This window comes from Parageobacillus sp. NEAU-HV-2, from assembly GCF_059115485.1.
Window position 1 is genome coordinate 63,976 of record NZ_JBXUJJ010000006.1, and the last position, 21,751, is coordinate 85,726.

The 21,751-nt window shown below is 43.8% G+C and carries 24 protein-coding genes and 1 riboswitch; of the genes, 20 read left to right on the forward strand and 4 right to left on the reverse strand.

Annotated elements, in window-relative coordinates; genetic code table 11:
* The first annotated feature begins 13 nt into the window (after positions 1-13).
* The 18 genes from cybH (at position 14) to AC1WMD_RS11400 (ending at position 13,965) form a co-directional block, all read left to right on the forward strand.
* The gene (cybH, locus tag AC1WMD_RS11315) at positions 14-796 is read left to right on the forward strand and encodes a Ni/Fe-hydrogenase, b-type cytochrome subunit (RefSeq protein ID WP_494257278.1); all 783 of its coding nucleotides are present in this window, start codon (positions 14-16) and stop codon (positions 794-796) included.
* Positions 786-1,265 carry a HyaD/HybD family hydrogenase maturation endopeptidase gene (locus AC1WMD_RS11320; RefSeq protein WP_043904578.1) on the forward strand — a complete coding sequence of 160 codons (480 nt, stop codon included), beginning with the start codon at positions 786-788 and terminating at the stop codon, positions 1,263-1,265. Before cybH ends, AC1WMD_RS11320 begins: the two co-directional genes overlap by 11 nt.
* Complete coding sequence (locus AC1WMD_RS11325) at positions 1,262-1,690, forward strand: Rieske 2Fe-2S domain-containing protein (protein ID WP_494257280.1); 429 nt, start codon at positions 1,262-1,264, stop codon at positions 1,688-1,690. Before AC1WMD_RS11320 ends, AC1WMD_RS11325 begins: the two co-directional genes overlap by 4 nt.
* Positions 1,683-2,042 carry a hydrogenase maturation nickel metallochaperone HypA/HybF gene (locus tag AC1WMD_RS11330; RefSeq protein WP_043904580.1) on the forward strand — a complete coding sequence of 120 codons (360 nt, stop codon included), beginning with the start codon at positions 1,683-1,685 and terminating at the stop codon, positions 2,040-2,042. Before AC1WMD_RS11325 ends, AC1WMD_RS11330 begins: the two co-directional genes overlap by 8 nt.
* Entirely contained in the window at positions 2,039-2,698 is a 660-nt protein-coding gene (gene hypB, locus AC1WMD_RS11335; RefSeq protein WP_043904581.1) for a hydrogenase nickel incorporation protein HypB, read from the forward strand. The genes AC1WMD_RS11330 and hypB overlap by 4 nt, the downstream gene beginning before the upstream one ends.
* A complete protein-coding gene (hypF, locus tag AC1WMD_RS11340) occupies positions 2,683-4,959 on the forward strand; it encodes a carbamoyltransferase HypF (RefSeq protein WP_043904582.1) in 2,277 nt (758 codons plus the stop codon). The genes hypB and hypF overlap by 16 nt, the downstream gene beginning before the upstream one ends.
* Positions 4,959-5,183, forward strand: a complete 225-nt coding sequence (locus tag AC1WMD_RS11345; RefSeq protein WP_043904583.1) for a HypC/HybG/HupF family hydrogenase formation chaperone — start codon at positions 4,959-4,961, stop codon at positions 5,181-5,183. The genes hypF and AC1WMD_RS11345 overlap by 1 nt, the downstream gene beginning before the upstream one ends.
* Positions 5,167-6,276, forward strand: a complete 1,110-nt coding sequence (gene hypD, locus AC1WMD_RS11350) for a hydrogenase formation protein HypD (RefSeq protein ID WP_494257282.1) — start codon at positions 5,167-5,169, stop codon at positions 6,274-6,276. The genes AC1WMD_RS11345 and hypD overlap by 17 nt, the downstream gene beginning before the upstream one ends.
* 2 nt (positions 6,277-6,278) lie before the next feature.
* On the forward strand, positions 6,279-7,271 hold the full coding sequence (gene hypE, locus AC1WMD_RS11355) for a hydrogenase expression/formation protein HypE (protein WP_043904585.1): 993 nt from the start codon (positions 6,279-6,281) through the stop codon (positions 7,269-7,271).
* A gap of 93 nt (positions 7,272-7,364) precedes the next feature.
* Positions 7,365-8,159 carry a thymidylate synthase gene (gene thyA / locus AC1WMD_RS11360; protein ID WP_043904586.1) on the forward strand — a complete coding sequence of 265 codons (795 nt, stop codon included), beginning with the start codon at positions 7,365-7,367 and terminating at the stop codon, positions 8,157-8,159.
* Between the two features lie 12 nt (positions 8,160-8,171).
* Positions 8,172-8,660 carry a dihydrofolate reductase gene (locus AC1WMD_RS11365; RefSeq protein ID WP_043904587.1) on the forward strand — a complete coding sequence of 163 codons (489 nt, stop codon included), beginning with the start codon at positions 8,172-8,174 and terminating at the stop codon, positions 8,658-8,660.
* 105 nt (positions 8,661-8,765) lie between these two features.
* On the forward strand, positions 8,766-9,206 hold the full coding sequence (locus tag AC1WMD_RS11370) for a YndM family protein (RefSeq protein WP_494257283.1): 441 nt from the start codon (positions 8,766-8,768) through the stop codon (positions 9,204-9,206).
* 137 nt (positions 9,207-9,343) lie between these two features.
* Positions 9,344-10,615, forward strand: coding sequence for a threonine ammonia-lyase IlvA (gene ilvA, locus AC1WMD_RS11375; RefSeq protein WP_043904589.1), 1,272 nt, complete (start codon positions 9,344-9,346; stop codon positions 10,613-10,615).
* Positions 10,616-10,715: 100 nt separating this feature from the next.
* Positions 10,716-10,967: a YpmP family protein gene (locus AC1WMD_RS11380; RefSeq protein ID WP_043904590.1), complete on the forward strand. Its 252-nt coding sequence runs from the start codon at positions 10,716-10,718 to the stop codon at positions 10,965-10,967.
* Positions 10,968-11,084: 117 nt separating this feature from the next.
* Positions 11,085-11,927, forward strand: a complete 843-nt coding sequence (gene fakB, locus AC1WMD_RS11385; RefSeq protein ID WP_494257284.1) for a fatty acid kinase binding subunit FakB — start codon at positions 11,085-11,087, stop codon at positions 11,925-11,927.
* 31 nt (positions 11,928-11,958) lie between these two features.
* On the forward strand, positions 11,959-12,525 hold the full coding sequence (locus tag AC1WMD_RS11390; RefSeq protein ID WP_043904592.1) for an SCO family protein: 567 nt from the start codon (positions 11,959-11,961) through the stop codon (positions 12,523-12,525).
* Positions 12,526-12,598: 73 nt separating this feature from the next.
* Positions 12,599-13,393, forward strand: coding sequence for an SGNH/GDSL hydrolase family protein (locus AC1WMD_RS11395; RefSeq protein WP_494257285.1), 795 nt, complete (start codon positions 12,599-12,601; stop codon positions 13,391-13,393).
* Positions 13,390-13,965: a YpmS family protein gene (locus AC1WMD_RS11400; protein ID WP_043904594.1), complete on the forward strand. Its 576-nt coding sequence runs from the start codon at positions 13,390-13,392 to the stop codon at positions 13,963-13,965. Before AC1WMD_RS11395 ends, AC1WMD_RS11400 begins: the two co-directional genes overlap by 4 nt.
* 26 nt (positions 13,966-13,991) lie before the next feature.
* Here the strand turns inward: AC1WMD_RS11400 and AC1WMD_RS11405 are convergent, their stop codons facing one another.
* Positions 13,992-15,356, reverse strand: a complete 1,365-nt coding sequence (locus tag AC1WMD_RS11405) for an RsmF rRNA methyltransferase first C-terminal domain-containing protein (RefSeq protein WP_494257287.1) — start codon at positions 15,354-15,356, stop codon at positions 13,992-13,994.
* A gap of 73 nt (positions 15,357-15,429) precedes the next feature.
* Positions 15,430-16,023, reverse strand: coding sequence for a glycerol-3-phosphate 1-O-acyltransferase PlsY (gene plsY / locus AC1WMD_RS11410; protein WP_043904596.1), 594 nt, complete (start codon positions 16,021-16,023; stop codon positions 15,430-15,432).
* Between the two features lie 222 nt (positions 16,024-16,245).
* Between plsY and AC1WMD_RS11415 the strand changes: the two genes are divergently transcribed.
* A complete protein-coding gene (locus AC1WMD_RS11415) occupies positions 16,246-16,641 on the forward strand; it encodes an OsmC family protein (RefSeq protein WP_409994237.1) in 396 nt (131 codons plus the stop codon).
* Positions 16,642-16,741: 100 nt separating this feature from the next.
* On the opposite strand, the gene AC1WMD_RS11420 is transcribed toward AC1WMD_RS11415, so the two are convergent.
* On the reverse strand, positions 16,742-18,202 hold the full coding sequence (locus tag AC1WMD_RS11420; protein ID WP_043904598.1) for an aldehyde dehydrogenase family protein: 1,461 nt from the start codon (positions 18,200-18,202) through the stop codon (positions 16,742-16,744).
* A gap of 262 nt (positions 18,203-18,464) precedes the next feature.
* Between AC1WMD_RS11420 and AC1WMD_RS11425 the strand changes: the two genes are divergently transcribed.
* Complete coding sequence (locus tag AC1WMD_RS11425; RefSeq protein ID WP_494257289.1) at positions 18,465-20,099, forward strand: bifunctional metallophosphatase/5'-nucleotidase; 1,635 nt, start codon at positions 18,465-18,467, stop codon at positions 20,097-20,099.
* 45 nt (positions 20,100-20,144) lie between these two features.
* Here the strand turns inward: AC1WMD_RS11425 and pepT are convergent, their stop codons facing one another.
* The gene (gene pepT / locus AC1WMD_RS11430) at positions 20,145-21,377 is read right to left on the reverse strand and encodes a peptidase T (RefSeq protein ID WP_494257291.1); all 1,233 of its coding nucleotides are present in this window, start codon (positions 21,375-21,377) and stop codon (positions 20,145-20,147) included.
* A 155-nt stretch (positions 21,378-21,532) separates the two neighbouring features.
* Positions 21,533-21,666, forward strand: a riboswitch (FMN riboswitch).
* Positions 21,667-21,751: the final 85 nt, after the last annotated feature.

Here is a 21,751-nt window from a genome sequence, read left to right on the forward strand (position 1 = left end):
GGAGGGAAGCATTATGTCGATCCCGACAAATCCAAAAATTGAAAAAGAAACAGTGAAAATAGTTTGGAAAAAATCGCGCAAGCGCAAGGCTAAAACGATTCCGCTCAACGATCAAATGGTGAAAGTGTACGTCTGGGAGTTGCCTGTTCGCATTTTCCATTGGATTAATGCATTTTCCATTTTCATTTTAATGATTACGGGCGTGTTTATCGGCCGCCCGTTTGCTTCCGCTTCCATTCCAGAAGAAGCGTATTATTCCTATTTAATGGGATGGGCACGATATGTCCACTTTTTTACCGCGTTTGTCTTCACCATTAATTTGGCTGTGCGCTGGTATTGGGTGTATAAAGGAAACGAACATGCGACTTCGAACTTGCTTCGTCTCTCTTTCTGGAAAGAAACATGGGAAACTATTAAGTATTATTTGTTTTTAAAAAATAAAAAGAAACATTATATCGGTCACAACCCGCTTGCCCAATTAAGTTACTGGATTTTTATCGGTCTTGGCTCCATCATTATGATTCTCACAGGCTATTATTTATTATTTGAACCACAGCCGGAGTCGGTTTACGGAAAAATGTTTATGTGGGTTGCTCATTTGTTTGGCGGGGACAGTTTCTCTGTTCGATCATGGCATCATTTAGTCGCATGGGGATTTATGATCTTTACCATCGTCCATGTCTATATGGCGTTCCGTGAAGACTATTTACAGCGAAACGGCACAATGTCTTCTATTGTCACAGGCTACAAGATGGAGCGTAAAAAAGAAACTTTAGGTGAACAGGATGAGAAGTAAACGGAAAATTACTGTTCTTGGCATAGGGAATTTACTCTATTCGGATGAGGGAGTTGGCATTCATCTTTTGCCTTTATTAGAAGAACGGCTTTCTCACTACGAAAACGTGGAAGTGATAGAAGGTTCAACAGATGGGATGAGATTGTTGGGAACCATTGAAGAAACGGATTATTTAATTGTTGTTGATGCGGTGAATGCGGGGAAGGATGCTGGGACGATCGTGACGCTTGTCGATGATGAAATTCCTGCTTACTTTGGAGTGAAAATGTCGATTCATCAATTAGGGTTTCAAGAGGTTCTCTCTGCGGCAAAAATTCGGGAAACATGTCCCAAACATATGATTTTGTTTGGCGTCCAACCCGCTTCACTTGAACTTGGATTACAATTATCCCCCATTGTTCAAGCACAACTTCCTCAGTTAGCAGAAAAAGTGGTTCAACAAGTGAAAAAGTGGTGGGAAGCTTTATGAATCGCTTGCAGTTTTTAAAAGAAATGCGGAACAGTTTAGTTGAAACAATTAAAGAAGCTTCGGCCCCATTATTAGAAGATGAGATAAAAAAAATGAAAGAAATTTTCTCATCTGTTCATTGTAAGTGGCATCTTCTTGGGATGTACGATGCTAATGAATTAAAAGGGGCGGAAGTGAAGCACGTTCATCATGTTCCTGTTGTTATTTATGCACAAAATGGCGAGATAAAGGCGAGAAAAGCTATTTGTTCTCATTGTCATGTCATGCCGCATTATATCCAGTTAGAACATCGTTTTATCTGCTTATATTGTGACCGTGAATTTGATTTGGCATCGGAGATGGGGACATTAAAGATGCCGTTGCTTGCGACAAAAAAAATAAAAAACGAATGGCACGTCCAACTAGAAAGGGATTTATATGCATGAATTGGCTTTAATGGAGGAAATTGTCCGTTTGATTGAACAAGATGCGGCCAAACGAAACATCGGTTCTGTTACAAAAATAGAATTGCTTGTAGGAGAGCTTAGCAATGCGCTTCCTGAAGCTTTAGAAATGGCGTTTGCTGCTTATAAGTTGCAAAAAGATAACCGATTAACTGAAGACGCGCAGCTGATCATTCATTTTGAACGGGCGAAAGCGTTTTGTCCTATTTGTGAGCGGGAATATCTGCCGCAATCGAGACTCGTTCAATGTCCGTCGTGTCTGTTGCCGAGCGGCCGAATTATTGCTGGAGAGGCATTTCGAGTATTGACATACGAAGGGAGTTCGACAGCATGAAAGTAACGCTAGAGGTAGATGTTTTAACGAATAACAATCGCGCCGCAGAGTTTAACCGTCGTCTGTTTGAAGAATCGAAAACGCTTGTCATTAATTTGATGAGTTCCCCGGGAGCGGGAAAAACAACGATTTTAGAAAAAACGATTGAAACATTGGCAAAAGATTTTCGGATCGGTGTCATTGAAGGAGATTTAGCAACGGAAAAAGATGCCGAACGAATTCGTGCACTAGGCGCGCAGGCAGTACAAATTAATACGCATGGCGGCTGCCATTTAGACGCACGAATGATTGCTGCGGTTTTGCCACAATTTGATTTCAATGAAATCGACCTTTTGTTTATTGAAAATGTTGGCAATCTCGTCTGCCCTTCTGGCTACGATTTAGGGCAACAGCATAAGGTCGCCGTATTAAGTGTTCCTGAAGGAAATGATAAAATTCCAAAATACCCGACGATGTTTATGCGTACCGAACTTGTTTTACTAAATAAAATTGATTTATTACCTTATCTCGATTTTGATGTGGAACAAGCGAAAGAGGACTTAAAAGGCATTAACCCGCAATCTTTGCTTATTCCGTTATCTGCGAAAACCAATGAAGGAATGGACCAATGGTTCCATTGGATTCGAGAGGGTATTGCACGATGCAAAAATCAATAAAAGTGACGATTAAGGGACGGGTTCAAGGCGTCGGGTTCCGTCCCTTTGTCTTCCAACTCGCTCATCGCTATCACATAAAGGGAACGGTTCAAAACAACATGGACGGTGTTACCGTTTTTGCAGAAGGAGAAGAGAAGGAGCTGCAGTCATTTTTACTTTCATTACAGACGGAAGCCCCTCGTTTATCTCGCATTGATCAATTGAACGTTTTGGAGGTAGCCTATCAAGGTTTTCAACAATTTTCCATTATTGAAAGTGAGCGAAAGGGGGCTTCTTCCCTTGTCATTCCAATCGATACAGCTGTTTGTGATGATTGCTTGCAAGAAATGAACGATCCTAATGATTATCGCTATCGCTATCCGTTTATTAACTGCACCCAATGCGGACCGCGGTATACGATTATTGAGCAGCTGCCTTACGATCGCCCGTATACGTCGATGAAATCCTTTCCAATGTGCGAACGTTGCCGGAAAGAATACGAAGACCCGCTGAATCGACGTCATCACGCGCAACCGATTGCTTGCCCGGTATGCGGACCGCGCGTTACGCTCATCGATTGCAATGGCCAAACGCTTGATGGGGATGCGATTGAAAAGGCGAAACAACTGTTGTTATCGGGAGCGATTGTAGCGATTAAAGGATTAGGTGGTTATCATCTTGCGTGCGACGCTACAAATGAACAAGCTGTGCAACAATTACGAACGAGAAAGCGACGACCGAATCGCCCATTAGCGGTGATGGCAGCCTCCCTCTCCGTTGCAGAGCAAATGTGTGAGGTGAAGGAAGAGGAGAAGCGGATGTTAAAGTCGCCTGAAGCTCCGATTGTTGTTTTAAAAAGAAGGAAAACGTATCCGCTCGCTCCGTCGCTTGCTCCGGGATTACAAACGGTTGGAGTGATGCTGCCTTATACACCGCTTCATCATTTGTTGCTAGATGAAGAACATATGCCTGTATTAGTGATGACAAGTGCGAATCGGTCGGGCGTACCAATCTTGTATAACGATGAGCAAGCTCTTCAAGATTTAAAGGCGATTGCTGACTATTTTCTTATCCATAATCGGCCAATTGTTCATCCGATTGATGATTCGGTTGTTCAAATTCAACATGGCAACGTTGATTTTTTACGTCGGGCACGTGGGTTTGTCCCTGATCCATTTTTTACAACAAGCGATGTTCACGAAGTGGCCGCTTTAGGCGGACAACAAAAAAATGTGTTTGCTTTTGGGCGAAACGAACAAATTTTTCTCGGACCACATATTGGGGATTTGCAAAATATGGAGGTCGTCGAACATTTTCAGCGCGAATATGAACATTTACGAACATGGATGGGAGTAGAGCCGAAAGTCGTTGCTGTTGATATGCATCCAAACTATGAAACATGGAACATTGTAAAAGAATGGGATGTTTCAGTTATTCCGGTGCAGCATCATCATGCGCATATGGTGTCATGCATGGAGGACAATGGTATAAAAAGCAGCTGTTTCGGGTTGATTTTGGATGGAACAGGGTATGGAGAAGATGGACATATATGGGGATTTGAACTTCTGTATGGCGATGCTTCTCATTATCAACGGCTCGGACATTTAACGTACACCCCGTTGCCGAGTGGGGAGCGATGCATCAAAGAACCGTGGCGTACTGCAGTCGGGATGTTAGGGTTTTATTTAGGAGAAAAAGGATATGAACTGGCTATAGAACGTTTTCCTGATAAACAGTATGAAATTCGAATTTTAAGACAGATGATGGAAAAGAATATCCACGCTCCGAAAGCTGGAACGTGCGGGCGATTATTTGACGCAGTGAGCGCTTTTCTACATGTTTGCACGCAATCCACATATGATGGAGAAGCAGCGATTCGTCTAGCAGAATTGGTGGATGAAGAGCATATATATGAACCTTACCCGTTTAAATTAAAAGAAAACAATATGATGGAAATCGATTTAGCAGCGATGTGGCTTGCGATTGCAGAAGATGTAAAGCGAAACAAAAACATCGAAACCATTGCGGGGCGATTCCATCAAACCGTTGTGTCCGCAGCCATTGAGATGATTCGTAAAGCGATAGAGAAGCATTCGCAATATCATCGTAAAATTGTCTTATCCGGCGGCAGTATGCATAATCGTTATTTGGTTAAACACCTGATCACAGGCTTAAGAAAATTAGGTTTTATCGTTTATACCCATCAAAAAGTTCCGTGCAATGATGGTGGATTAGCGCTTGGTCAATTAATTATTGCCGCGAATCGAAGGGAGAGAAAATAATGTGCGTTGGTGTTCCTGCCAAAGTGATTGAAATCAATGGTTTCTCTGCATTAGTCGATGTTATGGGGTCACAAATGAACGTAGGGATTATTTTTGTTCCAGAAGTAAAAATCGGCGACTATGTCATTGTTCATGCTGGACAAGCGATGTCTATTATCGATGAAGAGTACGCAAAAGAGAGCCTGGAAGAATGGAGGAAGCTAGCCGATGCATGGGCTGATTGATCCGTCTACGAGTTCGAAAATTAGTCGGGCGTTATTAGATGAAGTAAAAGAGTTGGCGAAACAATTTCAAAGAAAATTCCAACGCATCCCTGCATTTATGGAAGTATGTGGTTCACATACGATGTCTCTTGCAAGAACAGGAGTGAAGAAAGCATTACAAGATGATATTCGGCTCATTTCAGGACCGGGGTGCCCGGTTTGCGTGACGGACCAAGCTGCCATTGATGCGATGATTTCTCTTACCGGTGGAGATGACCGCATTATTTGTACGTTTGGAGATATGATGCGTGTTCCAGGTTCTAACGGAACATTGATGCAAGCAAAAGCAGAGGGCAAAGATATTCGTGTTGTTTATTCGCCGATTGATGCCGTTCGCATTGCGGAGCAAAATCAACAAAAAGAAGTGATTTTTTTAGGGATTGGTTTTGAAACGACCATTCCGATTTTAGCGGCAGCGCTAAAAGAAGCAGAAGAAAACGAGGTTCGTAATTTTTCCATCTGGATGTCGACCAAATTAACGGAACCGATTTTACGCCATCTTCTCAATAACAAAGAAGTAGCGTTAGATGGCTTTCTTCTCCCTGGTCATGTTTCGATGGTCATGGGGCGAAAGCATTTTGAATTTTTAGCTGCGGAATATCATTTGCCAGGAGTTATAAGCGGATTTGAAGCGATTGAGTTGCTTAGCAGCTTGCGTCGATTACTGGTGTTGGCGCTGGAGCAAAACGCGCTTGTGATGAACGAATATCGAAATGTCGTATCCGAAGAAGGAAATAAACATGCGAAATATTGGATGAATCATTATTTTTCGTTATGCGATGAACCATGGCGCGGAATCGGCATCATCCCTCAAAGCGGGATGGATTTCCGCGAGGAATATCGTCAATTTAATGCAAAAGAAAAGTTTTCCGTTCCTATGCAAAGTCCACGAAAAACAAAATGCCGTTGTGGAGAAGTTATTCGTGGGTTAATCGATCCACCTGAATGCGCCTTATTTGGAAAAGCGTGTACACCACTGAATCCAATCGGACCATGCATGGTTTCATCCGAAGGCAGCTGTGCGGCTTACTATCAGTATATGAGGGAGGAATAAAGATGGATCGTATAACGCTCGCCCATGGAGATGGGGGGGAGTTGGCGCATCAACTCATTCAGCAAGTATTTGTTGCCTATTTTCATAACGACGCTTATGCAAAGTTTGATTCGGCTCTTTTTCCTATCGAAAAAGGCCAAATCGCAATGACAACCGATAGCTTTGTTGTGAAACCGATCTTTTTTCCAGGGGGCAATATCGGAAAACTTGCCGTAGCAGGAACGGTAAACGATTTAGCTGTATCAGGAGCAATTCCAAAAATGATGACATGCAGTTTTATCATTGAAGAAGGTTTTCCGCTAAACGATTTAAAACAGATTGTTCGTTCCATGGCGGAAGAAGCGAAAAAAGCGAATGTGCAAATCATCGCAGGCGATACGAAAGTGGTCGAACGTGGATCCGCGGATGGCATTTATATTAACACAACAGGGCTTGGTGTTGTCCCTCAACCATTAACCGCTTCTATTCAAGAAGGAGATTCCGTCATTATTAGCGGTTCGGTCGGTGATCATGGCATTGCCGTTTTGACTGCTCGAGGGGGACTTGGATTAATGACAAATGTAGAAAGTGATTGTGCTACTTTATATCCGATGATTTCAGCCGCGATGGAGGCATCAAAGAACATTCGAATCATGCGTGATCCAACTCGGGGTGGTTTAGCGACTGCTCTTGTTGAAATTTGTGAAGATTTTCAAGTGACGATTGAATTAGAAGAGGAAGCGATTCCTCTAAAAAGAGAAGTAGAAGGGGCATGTGAGTTGCTCGGATTTGAACCAATCTATTTAGCGAATGAGGGAAAAGTGATTTTCATCGTCGCTAAAGAAGATGAACAAAATGTTCTTGATGCGATTCGTTCGTTTCCAGAAGGAAAAGATGCCGCTGTCATTGGTACTGTGCGTTCGACGGACAAAGGCCAACTATTATTGAGAACACCGCTCGGAACAACGCGAAGATTATATCGATTATCAGGTCTTTTATTGCCGCGCATTTGTTAGTCACGGGAGTGCTCCCGTGATTTTTTTCTAGTGTTTACACCTGCTTTTATATATAATATTTGAAAGTAATACGTCAGAAAGGATGAAGCGGAGATGAGGCAGTATTTAGATTTACTTCAAGATATTTTAGAAAATGGCGTACATAAAGAAGATCGAACGGGAACCGGGACGCTTTCTGTATTTGGGAGACAATTGCGTTTTAATTTGCAGGAAGGATTCCCTCTCTTAACGACAAAAAAATTACATATTCGTTCGATTATTTACGAATTATTATGGTTTTTAAAAGGCGATACGAACGTTCGGTATTTGCAGGAAAACGGCGTGACGATCTGGGATGAGTGGGCGGATGAAAACGGCGATTTAGGCCCGATATACGGTGCGCAGTGGCGTTCTTGGAAAGGGGCCGATGGCAAAACGGTGGATCAAATCAGCTGGGTCATTGAAGAAATTAAACGAAACCCAAATTCCCGCCGCTTATTAGTAAACGCATGGAACGTCGCGGAATTGGACAATATGAAATTGCCGCCTTGCCATTATGCGTTTCAATTTTACGTCGCCGATGGAAAGCTCTCTTGCATGTGGCAACAACGTTCTGTCGATACGTTTTTAGGATTGCCGTTTAACATCGCCAGCTATGCGCTGTTAACGCATATGATCGCCGAGCAGTGCGATTTAGACGTCGGCGAATTGATTTTTAGCGGTGGCGATGTGCATTTGTATAAAAATCATTTGGAACAAGCAAAACTGCAGCTAGCAAGAGAGCCGCGCCCGCTTCCGAAGCTGGTGATCAAGCGGAAGCCGGCATCGATTTTTGAATACGAATTTGCCGATTTTGAAATTGTTGACTATGATCCTCATCCGCATATTAAAGCACCGGTTGCGGTATAAAGGAGAGATACGATGATTTCGCACATTTTCGCCATGGATCAAAACCGCGTCATCGGCAAAGACAATCGCTTGCCATGGCATTTGCCGGCCGATTTAGCGTATTTTAAAAAAGTAACGATGGGCCATGCGATTGTGATGGGACGCAAAACGTTTGAATCGATCGGCCGGCCGCTTCCCGGCAGAGAAAATGTCATTGTCACGCGCGATCGCTCGTTTCAACTGGAAGGATGCAAAGTGCTGCACTCGATTGAGGAAGTGAAGCGGTTTGCCGCAATGCGCGATGATGAAGTGTTTGTCATTGGCGGCGCGGAGCTGTTTCGGGCGACGTTGCCGGTTGCCGATCGTCTTTACATTACGAAAATTGAGGCGAGTTTTCCGGGTGATACGTTTTATCCGGCTTTCGATGAGTCAGAGTGGCAGCTCGTTTCCTATACGAAAGGAATAAAAGATGAAAAAAATCCATATGATTATGCGTTTATCGTGTATGAACGCAAACGTTAACGTGTTTCGCCGTTTGGCGGGACACGTTTTTCTTTATGATCGAATAGAAGCAGCGCAAAAAAGGAACGATAACAGTAAACAATGAATGGAAATGGAGGAGTACGGATGAAGCATATCGTTCCATTGCTCGTGAAATTCGTTGGCTGGAGCATCGCGCTGCTTTCTATTTTTGCGATTTTTAACGCCCCGCCGCTGCTCGTTTTGCTCATGGCGGCAGGAACCACGCTCGCCTCTTATATCGTCGGCGATTTAATGATTTTGCCCCGCTTTGGCAATTTTGTCGCCGTTATTGCCGATCTTCCGCTCGCGTTTTTAATGATTTGGCTGACAAGCTATGCGCTCATTGAACCTACGATAAACATGGCATACGCTTCCTTTTTCTGTGCACTGGCCATCGGCGCCATTGAAGCGTTTTTTCATTTGTTTATGGAAAACCATATTCTTGAAGAAGCGAGAAAGGAAGAGAAGTACCGCTGGTATGACGAAGGGAGATGGGCGACCGAGTTTGCCGAGGAATATGAACAGGAGAAAGACGACCGCACGTAAGACGGTCGTCTTTCTTTTTAGTAAATCATCGCGCTAAATGTTTTTATAAACTTTTTGAAAATTCCCTTTTCTTTTTTTAAATTTGTGCTATAATTTACAAATTAAAAAAACAACTTAGAAAGAAAGGGAACGAAAGCATGGAACAACAATTGAAACGAAAACAAGGGACCGTTTACGTGGAAGACATTTTAATTGCTTATCATACGTTAAAAGACGTTGTCTATCATACTCCGCTGCAAAAAAATCCGCTGTTGTCGGAACGGTACGAATGCAACGTCTATTTAAAGCGCGAAGACTTGCAAGTAGTCCGTTCGTTTAAAATTCGCGGCGCTTACAATCGAATGAAGCATTTAAGCGAGGAAGAACGGAGAAAAGGAATCATTTGCGCGAGCGCGGGCAACCATGCGCAAGGGGTCGCGTATTCATGCCGGGCGCTCGGTGTGCATGGCAAAATATACATGCCGGCAACAACGCCGAGACAAAAAGTATCGCAAGTGCAACTGTTTGGAAAAGATATGGTAGAAATTGTGTTAGTAGGCGATACGTTTGATGATTCCTTTAATGAGGCTATGAAATGTGCGAAGGAAGAAGGCCGTACATTCATCCATCCGTTTGATGATGAGTATGTCATTGCTGGTCAAGGAACCATCGGCGTTGAAGTGCTCAATGACTGCGAAGAGCCGATCGATTTTGTGTTTGCGAGCATCGGTGGCGGCGGATTGATGGCTGGGCTTGGTACATATATTAAGAGCATTTCCCCGGCGACCAATATTATCGGAGTGGAGCCGGCAGGAGCCCCATCGATGAAATCCGCTCTTGAACAAGGTCATGTCGTGACATTAGAGGAAATCGATAAATTTGTAGACGGTGCGGCGGTCAAAACGGTTGGCGAAAAAACGTTTGCCCTTTGCAAGGAAATCCTTGATGACGTCGTTGTTGTGCCGGAAGGGAAAGTATGCACGACGATTTTGGAATTATACAATGAAAACGCGATCGTCGCGGAGCCGGCGGGGGCACTTCCGATCGCGGCGCTCGATTTTTACAAAGAGAAAATCCGCGGCAAAACGGTCGTCTGCATTGTCAGCGGCGGTAACAACGATATTGACCGGATGCAGGAAATTAAAGAGCGGTCAATGATTTACGAAGGGCTGCAGCATTATTTTATTGTGAATTTTCCGCAGCGCGCCGGCGCACTGCGTGAGTTTTTGGATGAAGTATTAGGACCGACCGATGACATCACCCGTTTTGAATACACAAAGAAAAACAATAAAGAAAGCGGTCCGGCTTTAGTCGGCATCGAGCTAAAGCGCCGCGAAGATTATGCGCCGCTGATTGAACGAATGAAGAAAAAAGGCTTCCCGTTTCAAGAAGTGAATAAAGATCCGAATTTATTCCACTTGCTCATTTAGGCTCGAAAAAAGTCGGAAAGATTTCGCGCATTTCTGACATACTTTTTCACCGATTTGGTGTATAATAAAAATAAATCGGTGAAAAAAGAGGATTGATATTTTGCTATTCAAAAGCCTAGAGTTTAAAAATGCTTATGGGCAGAAGGTGAAGATTATCGAAATTCCTGTATTGGAGGAAGATAACACGTACCGATTTATGATTCAACTCCGTTTAGAAATGTTTATTGCCAAAGTATATCGATCCCCAAATGCTCGTTCTGTGTATTCGTTTCGCGAATATTTGAAAAAAGTATTAAAATGGCCGGTGTACGAACAAATTTTTAAAACAAATGTGTTGAAAAACAATGCCTAACATCTTCGAAAGTTGTTTTGCCTCGGCAAAACAACTTTTTTCTTTGGCGCTTTTGTATAGGAATTTTTCTCATTTCATTATATAATTGTACAGAAAGCTATATTTAGGAGTGAATGCATGAAAAGCGTGAAAATTGTAACCGACTCGACGGTGGATTTATCGAAAGAGGTACTCGAGGAGCACGGGATTGAAGTCGTCCCGCTTCATTTTACGATTGACGGGGAAGCGTTTATTGACCGCGTCACGATTACGCCTGATGAGTTTATGAAAAAAATGAAAGCGGCAAAGGAACTGCCGAAAAGCTCGCAGCCTTCTGTCGGTGAGTTTCTCGAAGTCTACGATCGTCTCGGCGAAGATGGAAGTGAAATCCTTTCCATTCATATGTCTGGCGAGCTAAGCGGCACAGTCCGCTCCGCCCAGCATGCCGCTACCATGTCCAAAGCGAACGTAACGGTCGTCGACTCCCAGTATATTTCGTTTGCGTTAGGTTTTCAAGTGCTGGAAGCGGCACAATTGGCAAAAGAGGGAAAAAGCGTAGCAGCCATTGTCAGCCGTCTGCAAGACGTTCGCCGTCATACCCGATTATACGTCGTGCTTGATACGCTCGAAAATCTCGTAAAAGGCGGACGGGTTGGCCGCGGGAAGGCACTGGTCGGTTCGCTTTTAAATATTAAACCGATCGCCGCGCTGGCCGATGGCATGTATACGCCGATCGCGAACGTGCGCAGCTATTCGCAAGCTATTAAATATTTGACGAATCAATTGATTTCAGATATCGCGGATAAAACGGTGCGGAAGGTGGCAATTGCTCATGTCGATGCGTTCGCTTTCGCAGAACGGCTGAAACAATCGATTATCGAGGCGATAGGATACCAGCACGTCTATATCGTTCAGACGACGCCGGTCATTTCGATTCATACCGGAGCGGGGGCGATTGGACTTATGTATTATACCGACTAAGATATAGAATAGAATATGGAGGAACGAAAAGATGAAACGAATGTTGCTTCTTCTTGCTATCGTTCTGCTTGCTGCATGCGGAAAAACAATTCCTGATGCCAAAAATTGGCCGATTGCTGATTTTACGTTTACCGACCAAAATGGGGAGTCATTCGGTTTAAAAGATTTAAAAGGAAAAGTATGGGTTGCCGACTTTATTTTTACAAATTGTGAAACGGTCTGTCCGCCGATGACAGCCCATATGGCCAAGTTACAAAAAATGGCGAAAGAAAAAGGGCTCAATGTTGAATTTGTCTCATTTAGTGTGGATCCGGAAGTAGATACACCGGAAAAATTAAAAGAGTATGCGAAAAAATTTGACGGTGATTTATCAAACTGGCATTTGCTTACAGGATACAGCCAGCAAGAAATTGAGAAATTTGCCGAGAAAAATTTTAAAACGATTGTAAAAAAACCGGAAAATGAGGATCAAGTGATCCATGGAACAGAGTTTTATCTTGTTGACCAAAACGGTACGATTGTTCAATCTTATAGTGGAGTACAAGATGTTCCGTATGATAAGATTTTAGAGCATATCGAAATTTTGCAATCGTCCTAAAGGGCAAAAATGTAAGGGCATTTTTGCCTTTTCGTGTTTTCTCCGTTTTGCGGTACAAGGTAGGTGTAGATTCATGAAAAAATGGGGATTGCTTTTTTTGTTATTATTTTATTGTGCGGGATGTTCCGCCAATCAGGCCATCGGCGACACCAGCTTGCCGGAGCGGCAAATAGAACTCAGACCTCATGAAGTTGCCGCTGATTTTTTTCCAAAAGATGTTCGCCTTCTTGCCCTTGGCGATTCGTTAACGGAAGGGGTAGGGGATCGCCAGGGACAAGGAGGCTATGTTGGTCGCTTGCAGCAACAGCTCGAACAGCATAAAGGGGTGCGGACGGTTTCCGTCATCAATTTAGGAAAGCGGGGATTGCAGCTGAACCAGCTTGATGAGGTCATCGATCAATATGCAACGCAAATAGAACGAGCCGATTTAATTTTGATTACGATCGGTGGCAATGACATGATGAAAGTTGTCCGTTCACATTTTTTTGATTTATCATACGAGCTGTTTGCTAAAGAACAAAAGCGGTTTGCCGCACGGCTCGATCATTTATTGGCCTCGATTCGTGCCGCCAATCCCGATGCTGCCGTTGTGCTTGTTGGATTGTATAATCCGTTTGCTAATTCGCTTCCAAACATTCCGGAAATCGATGAAGTGATTGAGCTGTGGAATAATGGCAGCAAACAAGTATTAAAACGCTATGATCGTACGATATTTGTCAACGTGAAAGATTTATTTGACAATCGCGATGATGTGTTATACAGCGACGAGTTCCATCCAAATGAAATCGGCTATGAACAAATGGCAAGACGAGTATATGACGAGCTAACAAAACACGAAGAGATGTGGCTAAGGAGATCGGAACAATGAATTGGAAAAAGTGGTTTTGGGCATTAGTGATACTGGACATTGCCGTTGTCGCGCTGCTTGCCGCGTGGCTGTTTCAGCCGGTTAAGCCGATTTCGGTGCCGCCGCCAAAAAAAGTAAAAGGGGCGACGTTTACGGTATATTCGCACAAAGAACATTTGAATACGGTGATCAATGATTATATTCGCAAAAAGACAAAAGATCATCCGCTGCAATATCGCGTCTGGCTGGATGACCGCGTGTATGTGGCAAGCAAGCTCCCGGTGTTCGGCCGGGAAATTGACCTCGTCGTTTCCTTTATTCCGAAAGTGGTTAAAGGTGGAAATGTGGAGCTGCAAAGTCCGGAAATATCACTGGGAGATTGGGAACTTCCCGTCACCTATGTGTTAAGATATTTGCGAAAACATGCGTCGCTGCCGGATGAAGTGATCATTGACCCGGCGGCAAACCGTGTGTATGTAGCGCTCACCGATATTCGTTTCGGCAACGGTTACCAAGTTTCCGTCCAGAAAATGGATTTGGCAAAAGATGAAATTGTATTCACATTGACGATTCCGACATCGGCAAAACAATAAGGGCCGCTTATGAGCGCGCCCTTTTTCTACACCATTCGCAATCCTTTCGGATAAAAGTTTTTCACCGTGCCTTTTACCTCTTTTCCCCAGCCGAGAGGATAACCATCAACGGTCACAAGCAGCCAGCCGCGGTCTTCACTTGTCTGGATTGTTTCCCCGCGCAAATATTTTAGACATTCGACGCTGTCGCTTGACAAGTCAAGGGAGTAGCGAACTTCTTGCGGCTTTAGCGATAAGGCAAGCGCATGGTTCGGCTCAAACCGCTGTTTTTTCGCTTCTCCTAAGTGAAGACCTGCTCGTACGACTTTCAGGCCATCGAAGTTCGGGCAATGATCAGGCAAGGCGAAAAGATGGTGTTGAAAGGCATACATTGGTTGTTCGATTTCTTTTTGCAATACTTCTTGTTCAAACTGTCGATACTCCCGAACCATTTGTTTGGAGACGTTTGGCTTGGCATAGCGCCCATTCCACGAAGGGGACGGGCCTGTTTTTTTTATTTTCGCGACAAAATGACCTTCCCCTTTTAACGAATGCGGCCATAGCCGGGCCGTTCTCTCTATTTCCTCTAAGTTGGCATTCGTCCATTCCCGTCTTCCCGGCTGAATGCCATGAACTTTTTCAATCGATAACAATTCAAGATCATCGTATGTTTGTAAAAAAGCTTCTATTGTCTGTTCGTTTTCTTCCGGAGAAAACGTGCAAGTGGAATAAACGAGGATGCCTCCTTCTTTTAGCATCTCGTATGCACAGTCTAAAATATGCCGTTGTTTGATGGCGCATTGTTCGACGTGCGCTTGGCTCCAAAATTGAACAGCTTCTTCGTCTTTTCGAAACATGCCTTCCCCTGAGCATGGAGCGTCTACTAAAATTTTGTCAAAAAATCCAGGGAAATATTTCGCGAGCTTTTCCGGTGTTTCATTCGTAACAAGCGCGTTTGTAATGCCAAACCGCTCGATATTTTCCGAAAGGGCTTTGACGCGCTTCGGATGAATTTCATTGGCGACAAGCAGCCCTTGATTTTCCATCATCGCCGCAAGCTGAGTCGTTTTTCCGCCAGGTGCGGCACAAAGGTCAAGAACAAACTCCCCTGGATTTGGCTTTAACACTTCAGCTACAAACATTGCGCTCGGTTCTTGGATATAATAAAGCCCGGCCGCATGATACGGATGCTTTCCAGGTTGTTCGTGTGCATCATAATAAAAGCCAGTTGGGCAAAAAGGAACAGGGGAAAGCACAAACGGGACGAGCGTTAAAAACGTTTCGCGGTCGATTTTCAATGGATTAAATCGTAACCCGTTTGCTTTTTCTTCATGATAGGTGGAAAAAAAACGAGAAGCTTCGTCTTGCAAAAGCCTCTCCATTTTTTCGATGAATTCGCTTGGTAATTTCAATGACCAAACTCCTTTCCTGCAGATCAAATGGCTTGTTTTTATTATGCGCTTGATCGTGTTAACGATTTTTGTACTATTTTCCACCCAGCCATTTGATTTTTGGTTCCGTTTTGTTAATGATGCGTTTAATATTCGCGCGGTGGCGGTAAAAGATAAACGCCGTTAATAACGATACTGCGATCATGAGTGGAACGTCATCCGTAAAGAAGATCGTATAAATAACCGCATATACACCGGCTAACATAGAAGATAGTGAAACATATTTGGAAATATACAAAACAATGAAAAAAACAACAAGAAGGGAAACGAAAAAGAACGGTGAATAAAACAACATTACACCTGCTGATGTTGCGACCGCTTTTCCGCCGCGGAATTTCGCGAAGACCGGGTAAATATGTCCGAGAACCGCGCACACTCCTGCTAAAAGCGGATGTATGTGCACGGAGAATAATACAGGCAAGCTTGCCGCTAATGTTCCTTTCAAAATATCTCCGCATGTGACAATCAATCCCGCTTTTACTCCAAGCACACGAAAGGTATTTGTCCCTCCTAGATTTCCGCTTCCATGCTCGCGAATATCGATTCCGTAGCCGATTTTCCCGACAAGAAGCGCAAACGGAATCGACCCAAGAAGGTAAGCTGCGATCAAAATAAGTGCTTTTTCCATCAATCTCCTTACACCCTTTACTCATCAAATTCGTGCATGCTTTTATTTTACCATGCATGAAAAAAAACGCTAGATCAGAAAATAGAACATATCAACGGAAAGGTATTTTTTTTGCATTTATTTTTTTGGCAAAGTAAACTAGATGATAACATTGTTGTTTTATCACTGGAATTGAAAGAGGAGGAAGAAAAAGTGCAAGCAAAAGTGAAATGGAACGGACAAATGTCGTTTACAGGGATGAGCGCGTCAGGAGTGCAAATCCCGATCGATGCTTCCAAAGAAGCAGGAGGACAAGATTCCGGAGCGCGACCGATGGAATTGATTTTACACGGGCTTGCCGGATGTACGGGAATTGACATCATATCGATCTTGAAAAAAATGCGGCTTGAGGTTCGGTCGTTTTATATAGAAGTGGATGGAACCCGTGCGGACGATCATCCAAAACGGTTTACAGATATTCACATTCATTACGTGTTAGAAGGGGATTTGCCAGAGGACAAAGTCGTCCGCGCTATTCAATTGTCTAAAGAGAAGTACTGTTCTGTATCCCATTCGTTAAATGCCAACATTACGGCAAGCTACTCGATTAATGGTGTGAAAGGGGAAAAACAGTTGTAAAAATCCAACAAGTCACGATTCACGCCAATGCAAGCGAATTTTAAAAGGGGCTGATTGGAAAGCAATTCTGCTTTTCGGTCAGCCCCTTTTTCTTGGATTACTAAAACGGATAGCGTCGATACTCTTTTTGAATCGATACCCATTTTGTCATCGTAAACTCTTCCACAACCCACGGGTTTCCGAACCGTCCGATACCGCTGGATTTTGTGCCGCCAAACGGAACGGTTGGGCTATCATTGACCGTCTGATCGTTAACATGTGTCATACCGCTTTCAATTTGTAAGGCTAATTGTTCCCCTTCGCTTAAATCTTCGGTGAAAATCGCTGAACTTAAACCGTATTCGGTATCGTTCGCCATCGCGATCGCCTCGTCATCGGATTCGGCTTTAATAATGGTTGCGATCGGGGAGAACAATTCGGTTTGTGCCAGTTTGCTGTTATTATCGACATCGACAAATACAGTCGGCGTTAAAATGTTGCCGATTCGCTTTCCTTCGAGCGCCATTTTGGCGCCTTCTTTTTTCGCTTCTTCAATGATCGCCAATGCTTTTTCGATTTGTTTTTCGTTAATCAGCGGACCGATGATCGTTTTCGGATCACGCGGGTCGCCATACGGAAGTTTTTTCGCCCGTTCGACGAATTTTTCGACAAATTCATCATAATGGTTTTTATGGACAATGATGCGGTTAATAATCATACAAATTTGCCCTTGATGGATAAACTTGCCGAATATTGCTGCGTCAACGGCACGGTCCACATTGGCATCAGCAAGAACGATAAACGGGTTGTTACCGCCAAGCTCTAGCGCGACGCGTTTTAACATTCCGCCTGCAATCGCTCCGATATGCTTGCCGACAGCGGTCGAACCAGTAAAACTAATAAGCTGTGAATTCGGATTGGTCAACATGTCGTCGCCGATTTCATCGATATCGGTGAGAATGATGTTTAAAACTCCTTTTGGCAATCCAGCATATTCAAAGGCTCTTGCGATGATGGAGCCGCCTGTGAAGCATGTTTGGATATCCGGCTTATGTACGACGCTATTTCCTAACGCAATCGCTGGGGCGATCGTTCTCATCGACAAATTCATCGGAAAGTTAAACGGAGAAATCGATGTGATGACCCCTAATGGCAGGCGATAAATCCGGTTGATTTTCCCTTCTGTTTCTGACGGGACTTCCCTCACTTTTGTCAATTCATCGACCATGTTGATTGCTTCTTCGACAAGCCCAATCGATAAATCGACTTCCACATTCCCCTTAATGATGCTCCCGCCTGTTTCGCGGGCGATCATATCAATAATTGCATCCCGATTGGAACGTAAATATTCCGCCGCTTTGCGGAGCACTTCCTTTTTCTCTTCTGGGGGTGTGTTCGCCCATTCTTTTTGAGCTTGTTTGGCGACGTCAAACGCTTCGGCAAGCTGTTTTTTCGTTGCCAGACGAATGGTTGCAATAACGGAATTGTCATACGGGTTTAAGTTATCATATGTCCGTTCGCTAAGTCCATCGATCCATTCGCCGTTGATGAAGCTTTTGTTGAATTGTTCATATCGTTCCATTAGAGACACCTCCTTTGTATACAGTGGCAATCCTATTTTTTACATTCATGATTTTTGTTATGCATTGTTAACGTTATTCAACTTTTAGGATAAAACGAGTGAATGACAAAAGATTTTTTCGTAGATTCATAGACAATCTACTATAAAAATTTATGAAAAATTTACAATAGTTTAGCAGAAAATAAGTCATTTGACTCTATTATTTTGATAGAACGAAAAATTATGCTGAATAGTAGAAAAACAAAAAGGGGGAGTGAATGTGATGAAAATTTCTTCTTTAAAATGGCTGAAGACGGCTGTCCCTGCCTTGATGTTATCGACGATGATCGCTTCGGGAAATGCCTTTGCGGCTGGAAAAGCTGGCGATGAAGGAAAACAGCTGAAAGCGGATGCGTATCAACATCGCTATATGGATGTGCAATTGCTGGGAATTAATGATTTTCACGGACAGCTTGATGTAACAAGAAACGTTGGGGGAAGAGCAGTCGGGAGAGCGGATTATTTAGCTGCGTATTTGAAACAACGGGAAGCGGAAAACAAAAATACGCTGCTGGTGCATGCGGGAGATATGGTTGGGGCAAGCTCACCCGTATCGGCTTTATTACAAGACGAGCCGACAATAGAGTTTTTAAATAAACTGGGATTTGATGTGGGGACACCCGGAAACCACGAATTTGATGAAGGGGTCGACGAAATGCTTCGCCTCATTTATGGAGGAACACATCCAAAAACCGGCTATTTTCGTGGCGCCGACTTTCCATACGTAAGCGCGAATGTAATCGATAAAAAGACGGGCAAACCGATTCTTCCGCCTTATGTTATTAAAAAAGTGAAAGGGGTGCCGATTGGCTTTATCGGAGTAACTTTATCCGATACGCCAAGCATCGTCATTCCAAGCGGTGTGGCAGGGGTCGCGTTTACAGATGAAGCAGAAGCGATTAACAAAGCGGTGAAACAGTTAAAGCGGAGAGGGGTACGTGCAATCGTTGTCCTCGCGCATAATCCAGGGGTTTCGAATAAAGATGGTTCCAATGCGAGTGGTGAAATTGTGGAAATTGCGAAAAAAGTAGATGATGAAGTCGACGTGATTTTTGCCGGCCATAATCATGCGTATTTAAATGCAGAAGTGGATGGCAAACTGCTTGTTCAATCGTATTCTTATGGAACTGCTTTTTCTGATGTCGATTTAAAAATTGATCGGCGAACAAAAGACGTTGTTGCGAAAAAAGCAGAAATCGTGACTACCTATCAAGATAGCATTAAGCCTGATCCGGAGATTACGAAACTAATTAACAAGTATGAAGAAAAAGTCGCGCCGATTATTAACCAAGTCGTCGGTACGGCAAAAACGACAATTAGCGCTGAGCAAAATGCAAGTGGTGAATCGGCTTTAGGAAACTTGATTGCGGACGCGCAGCGGACAGCGATGAAAACCGACTTCGCCTTTATGAATCCTGGCGGCATTCGCGCCGATGTGGAACAAGGGGAAGTGACATGGGGAGAGCTGTATAACGTTCAGCCATTTGGCAATCAACTAGTAAAAATGACGCTTACGGGAGAACAAATCCGCAAACTGTTAAATCAACAATGGCAGTCGAATCAAACGCGCATGCTGCAAATTTCCGGTCTCACGTATACTTGGGATGCAAGCAAACCGATAGGAGACAAAGTTGTCGATATTTATTTGCCAAACGACACCAAACTTGATCCAAATGCGGAATACACCGTTACGGCAAACAGCTTCCTGGCTGATGGGGGAGATAACTTCACGGTATTTACAGAAGGAAAAAATCGGGAAGTAGGACCGGTCGATCTAGATGCGCTCGTCGATTATATTAAACAGCTTCCGCAGCCATTTGATGCCCGCATCGAAGGGCGCATTCAAAAGCTGCACTAAAAAACAAAGCTGGTTCCAAGCCACTGTTTGGAACCAGCTTTTATGTTACGCTTTTTGCTCGAACAGCTTGATAATTTCAATAATCACATTTGTTGCTTTGATCATGTTGTCGACGGAAATATATTCGTAGCGGCCGTGGAAGTTTTCGCCGCCGGCAAAGATGTTTGGCGTCGGCAGTCCCATGTAGGAAAGCTGCGAACCGTCCGTTCCGCCGCGGATCGGCGAAATTTTCGGCTCAATATTTAAGTTTTTCATCGCTTCATAGGCGATATCGACGATTTCACGGACAGGTTCGATTTTTTCTTTCATGTTATAATATTGGTCTTTTATTTCAATCATGATTCGCTCTTTTCCGTACTTTTCTTGCAATTTTGCCGCGATTTCCTGCATTTTTGCTTTGCGTGCTTCAAATTGTTGGCGGTCAAAGTCGCGGATTATGTAATGAAGCATTGTTTCTTCGACATTTCCTTGGAAAGACAGCAAATGATAAAATCCTTCGTATCCTTCCGTATGCTCAGGCGCCTCGTTAGCAGGAAGCTGTCCGTGAAATTCCATCGCAATTTTCATCGAGTTGATCATTTTTCCTTTGGCAGTGCCGGGATGGACGTTTTTCCCTTTGATCGTGATTTTTGCTTCCGCGGCGTTAAAGCTTTCGTATTCCAATTCGCCGAGCGGGCCGCCGTCGACTGTGTACGCAAATTTAGCGCCGAACTTAGCGACATCAAACTTATGCGGGCCTCTGCCGATTTCTTCATCCGGCGTAAAGGCGACGCGCACTTTGCCGTGTTTAATTTCCGGGTGCTGAATTAAATAAGCCATCGCCGTCATAATTTCGGCGATTCCTGCTTTATCGTCTGCTCCCAATAACGTCGTGCCGTCGGTGGTGATGAGCGTATGGCCTTTATAGTTGGCCAATTCCGGGAAATCTTTTGGCGACAGGACAATGTTTAACGAGTCGTTTAAGACGATATCGCCGCCGTCATAATTTTCGACGATTTGCGGATTGACGTTTGCCCCCGTAAATTCGGTCGCTGTGTCCATATGGGCTAAAAAGCCAATGGTTGGCACATCTTTATCCGTATTCGCCGGCAATGTTGCCATCACGTATCCGTTTTCATCCATTGTCACTTCTTCCATACCGATTGCTTTTAATTCTTCCACCAACATTTTTCCAAGCTCCAGCTGGCCAGGTGTGGAAGGGCAAGTATCGCTGTTTGGGTCGGATTGCGTGTTGACTTTCACGTATTTCGTAAAGCGTTCGATGATTTCCTGTTTCATTTAGCCACTCTCCTTACTATTTGCTATCTTTTTCCGTTTTTATTTTATCATAAAAATGTTGTGCAAATAAAAAACTTTATTGCATAAAAAATGGTAGACAGAATTTATATAAAAATTGTATACTAAATGTACAATCGCATATAAAAAAAGATACGATTCATCTTCGGGGCAGGGTGAAATTCCCGACCGGCGGTGATGAAGCGATTGCGCTTCTCAGCCCGCGAGCCGCAAGGCAGGATCCGGTGCGAGTCCGGAGCCGACAGTATAGTCTGGATGGGAGAAGATGAAGGTTTGCCGGCGTTCGAATGTTGTGCACTCGAACGTCTATTTGAGCATACCCTTTTTCTCCCTTAAGTGTGAACACTTAAGGGTTT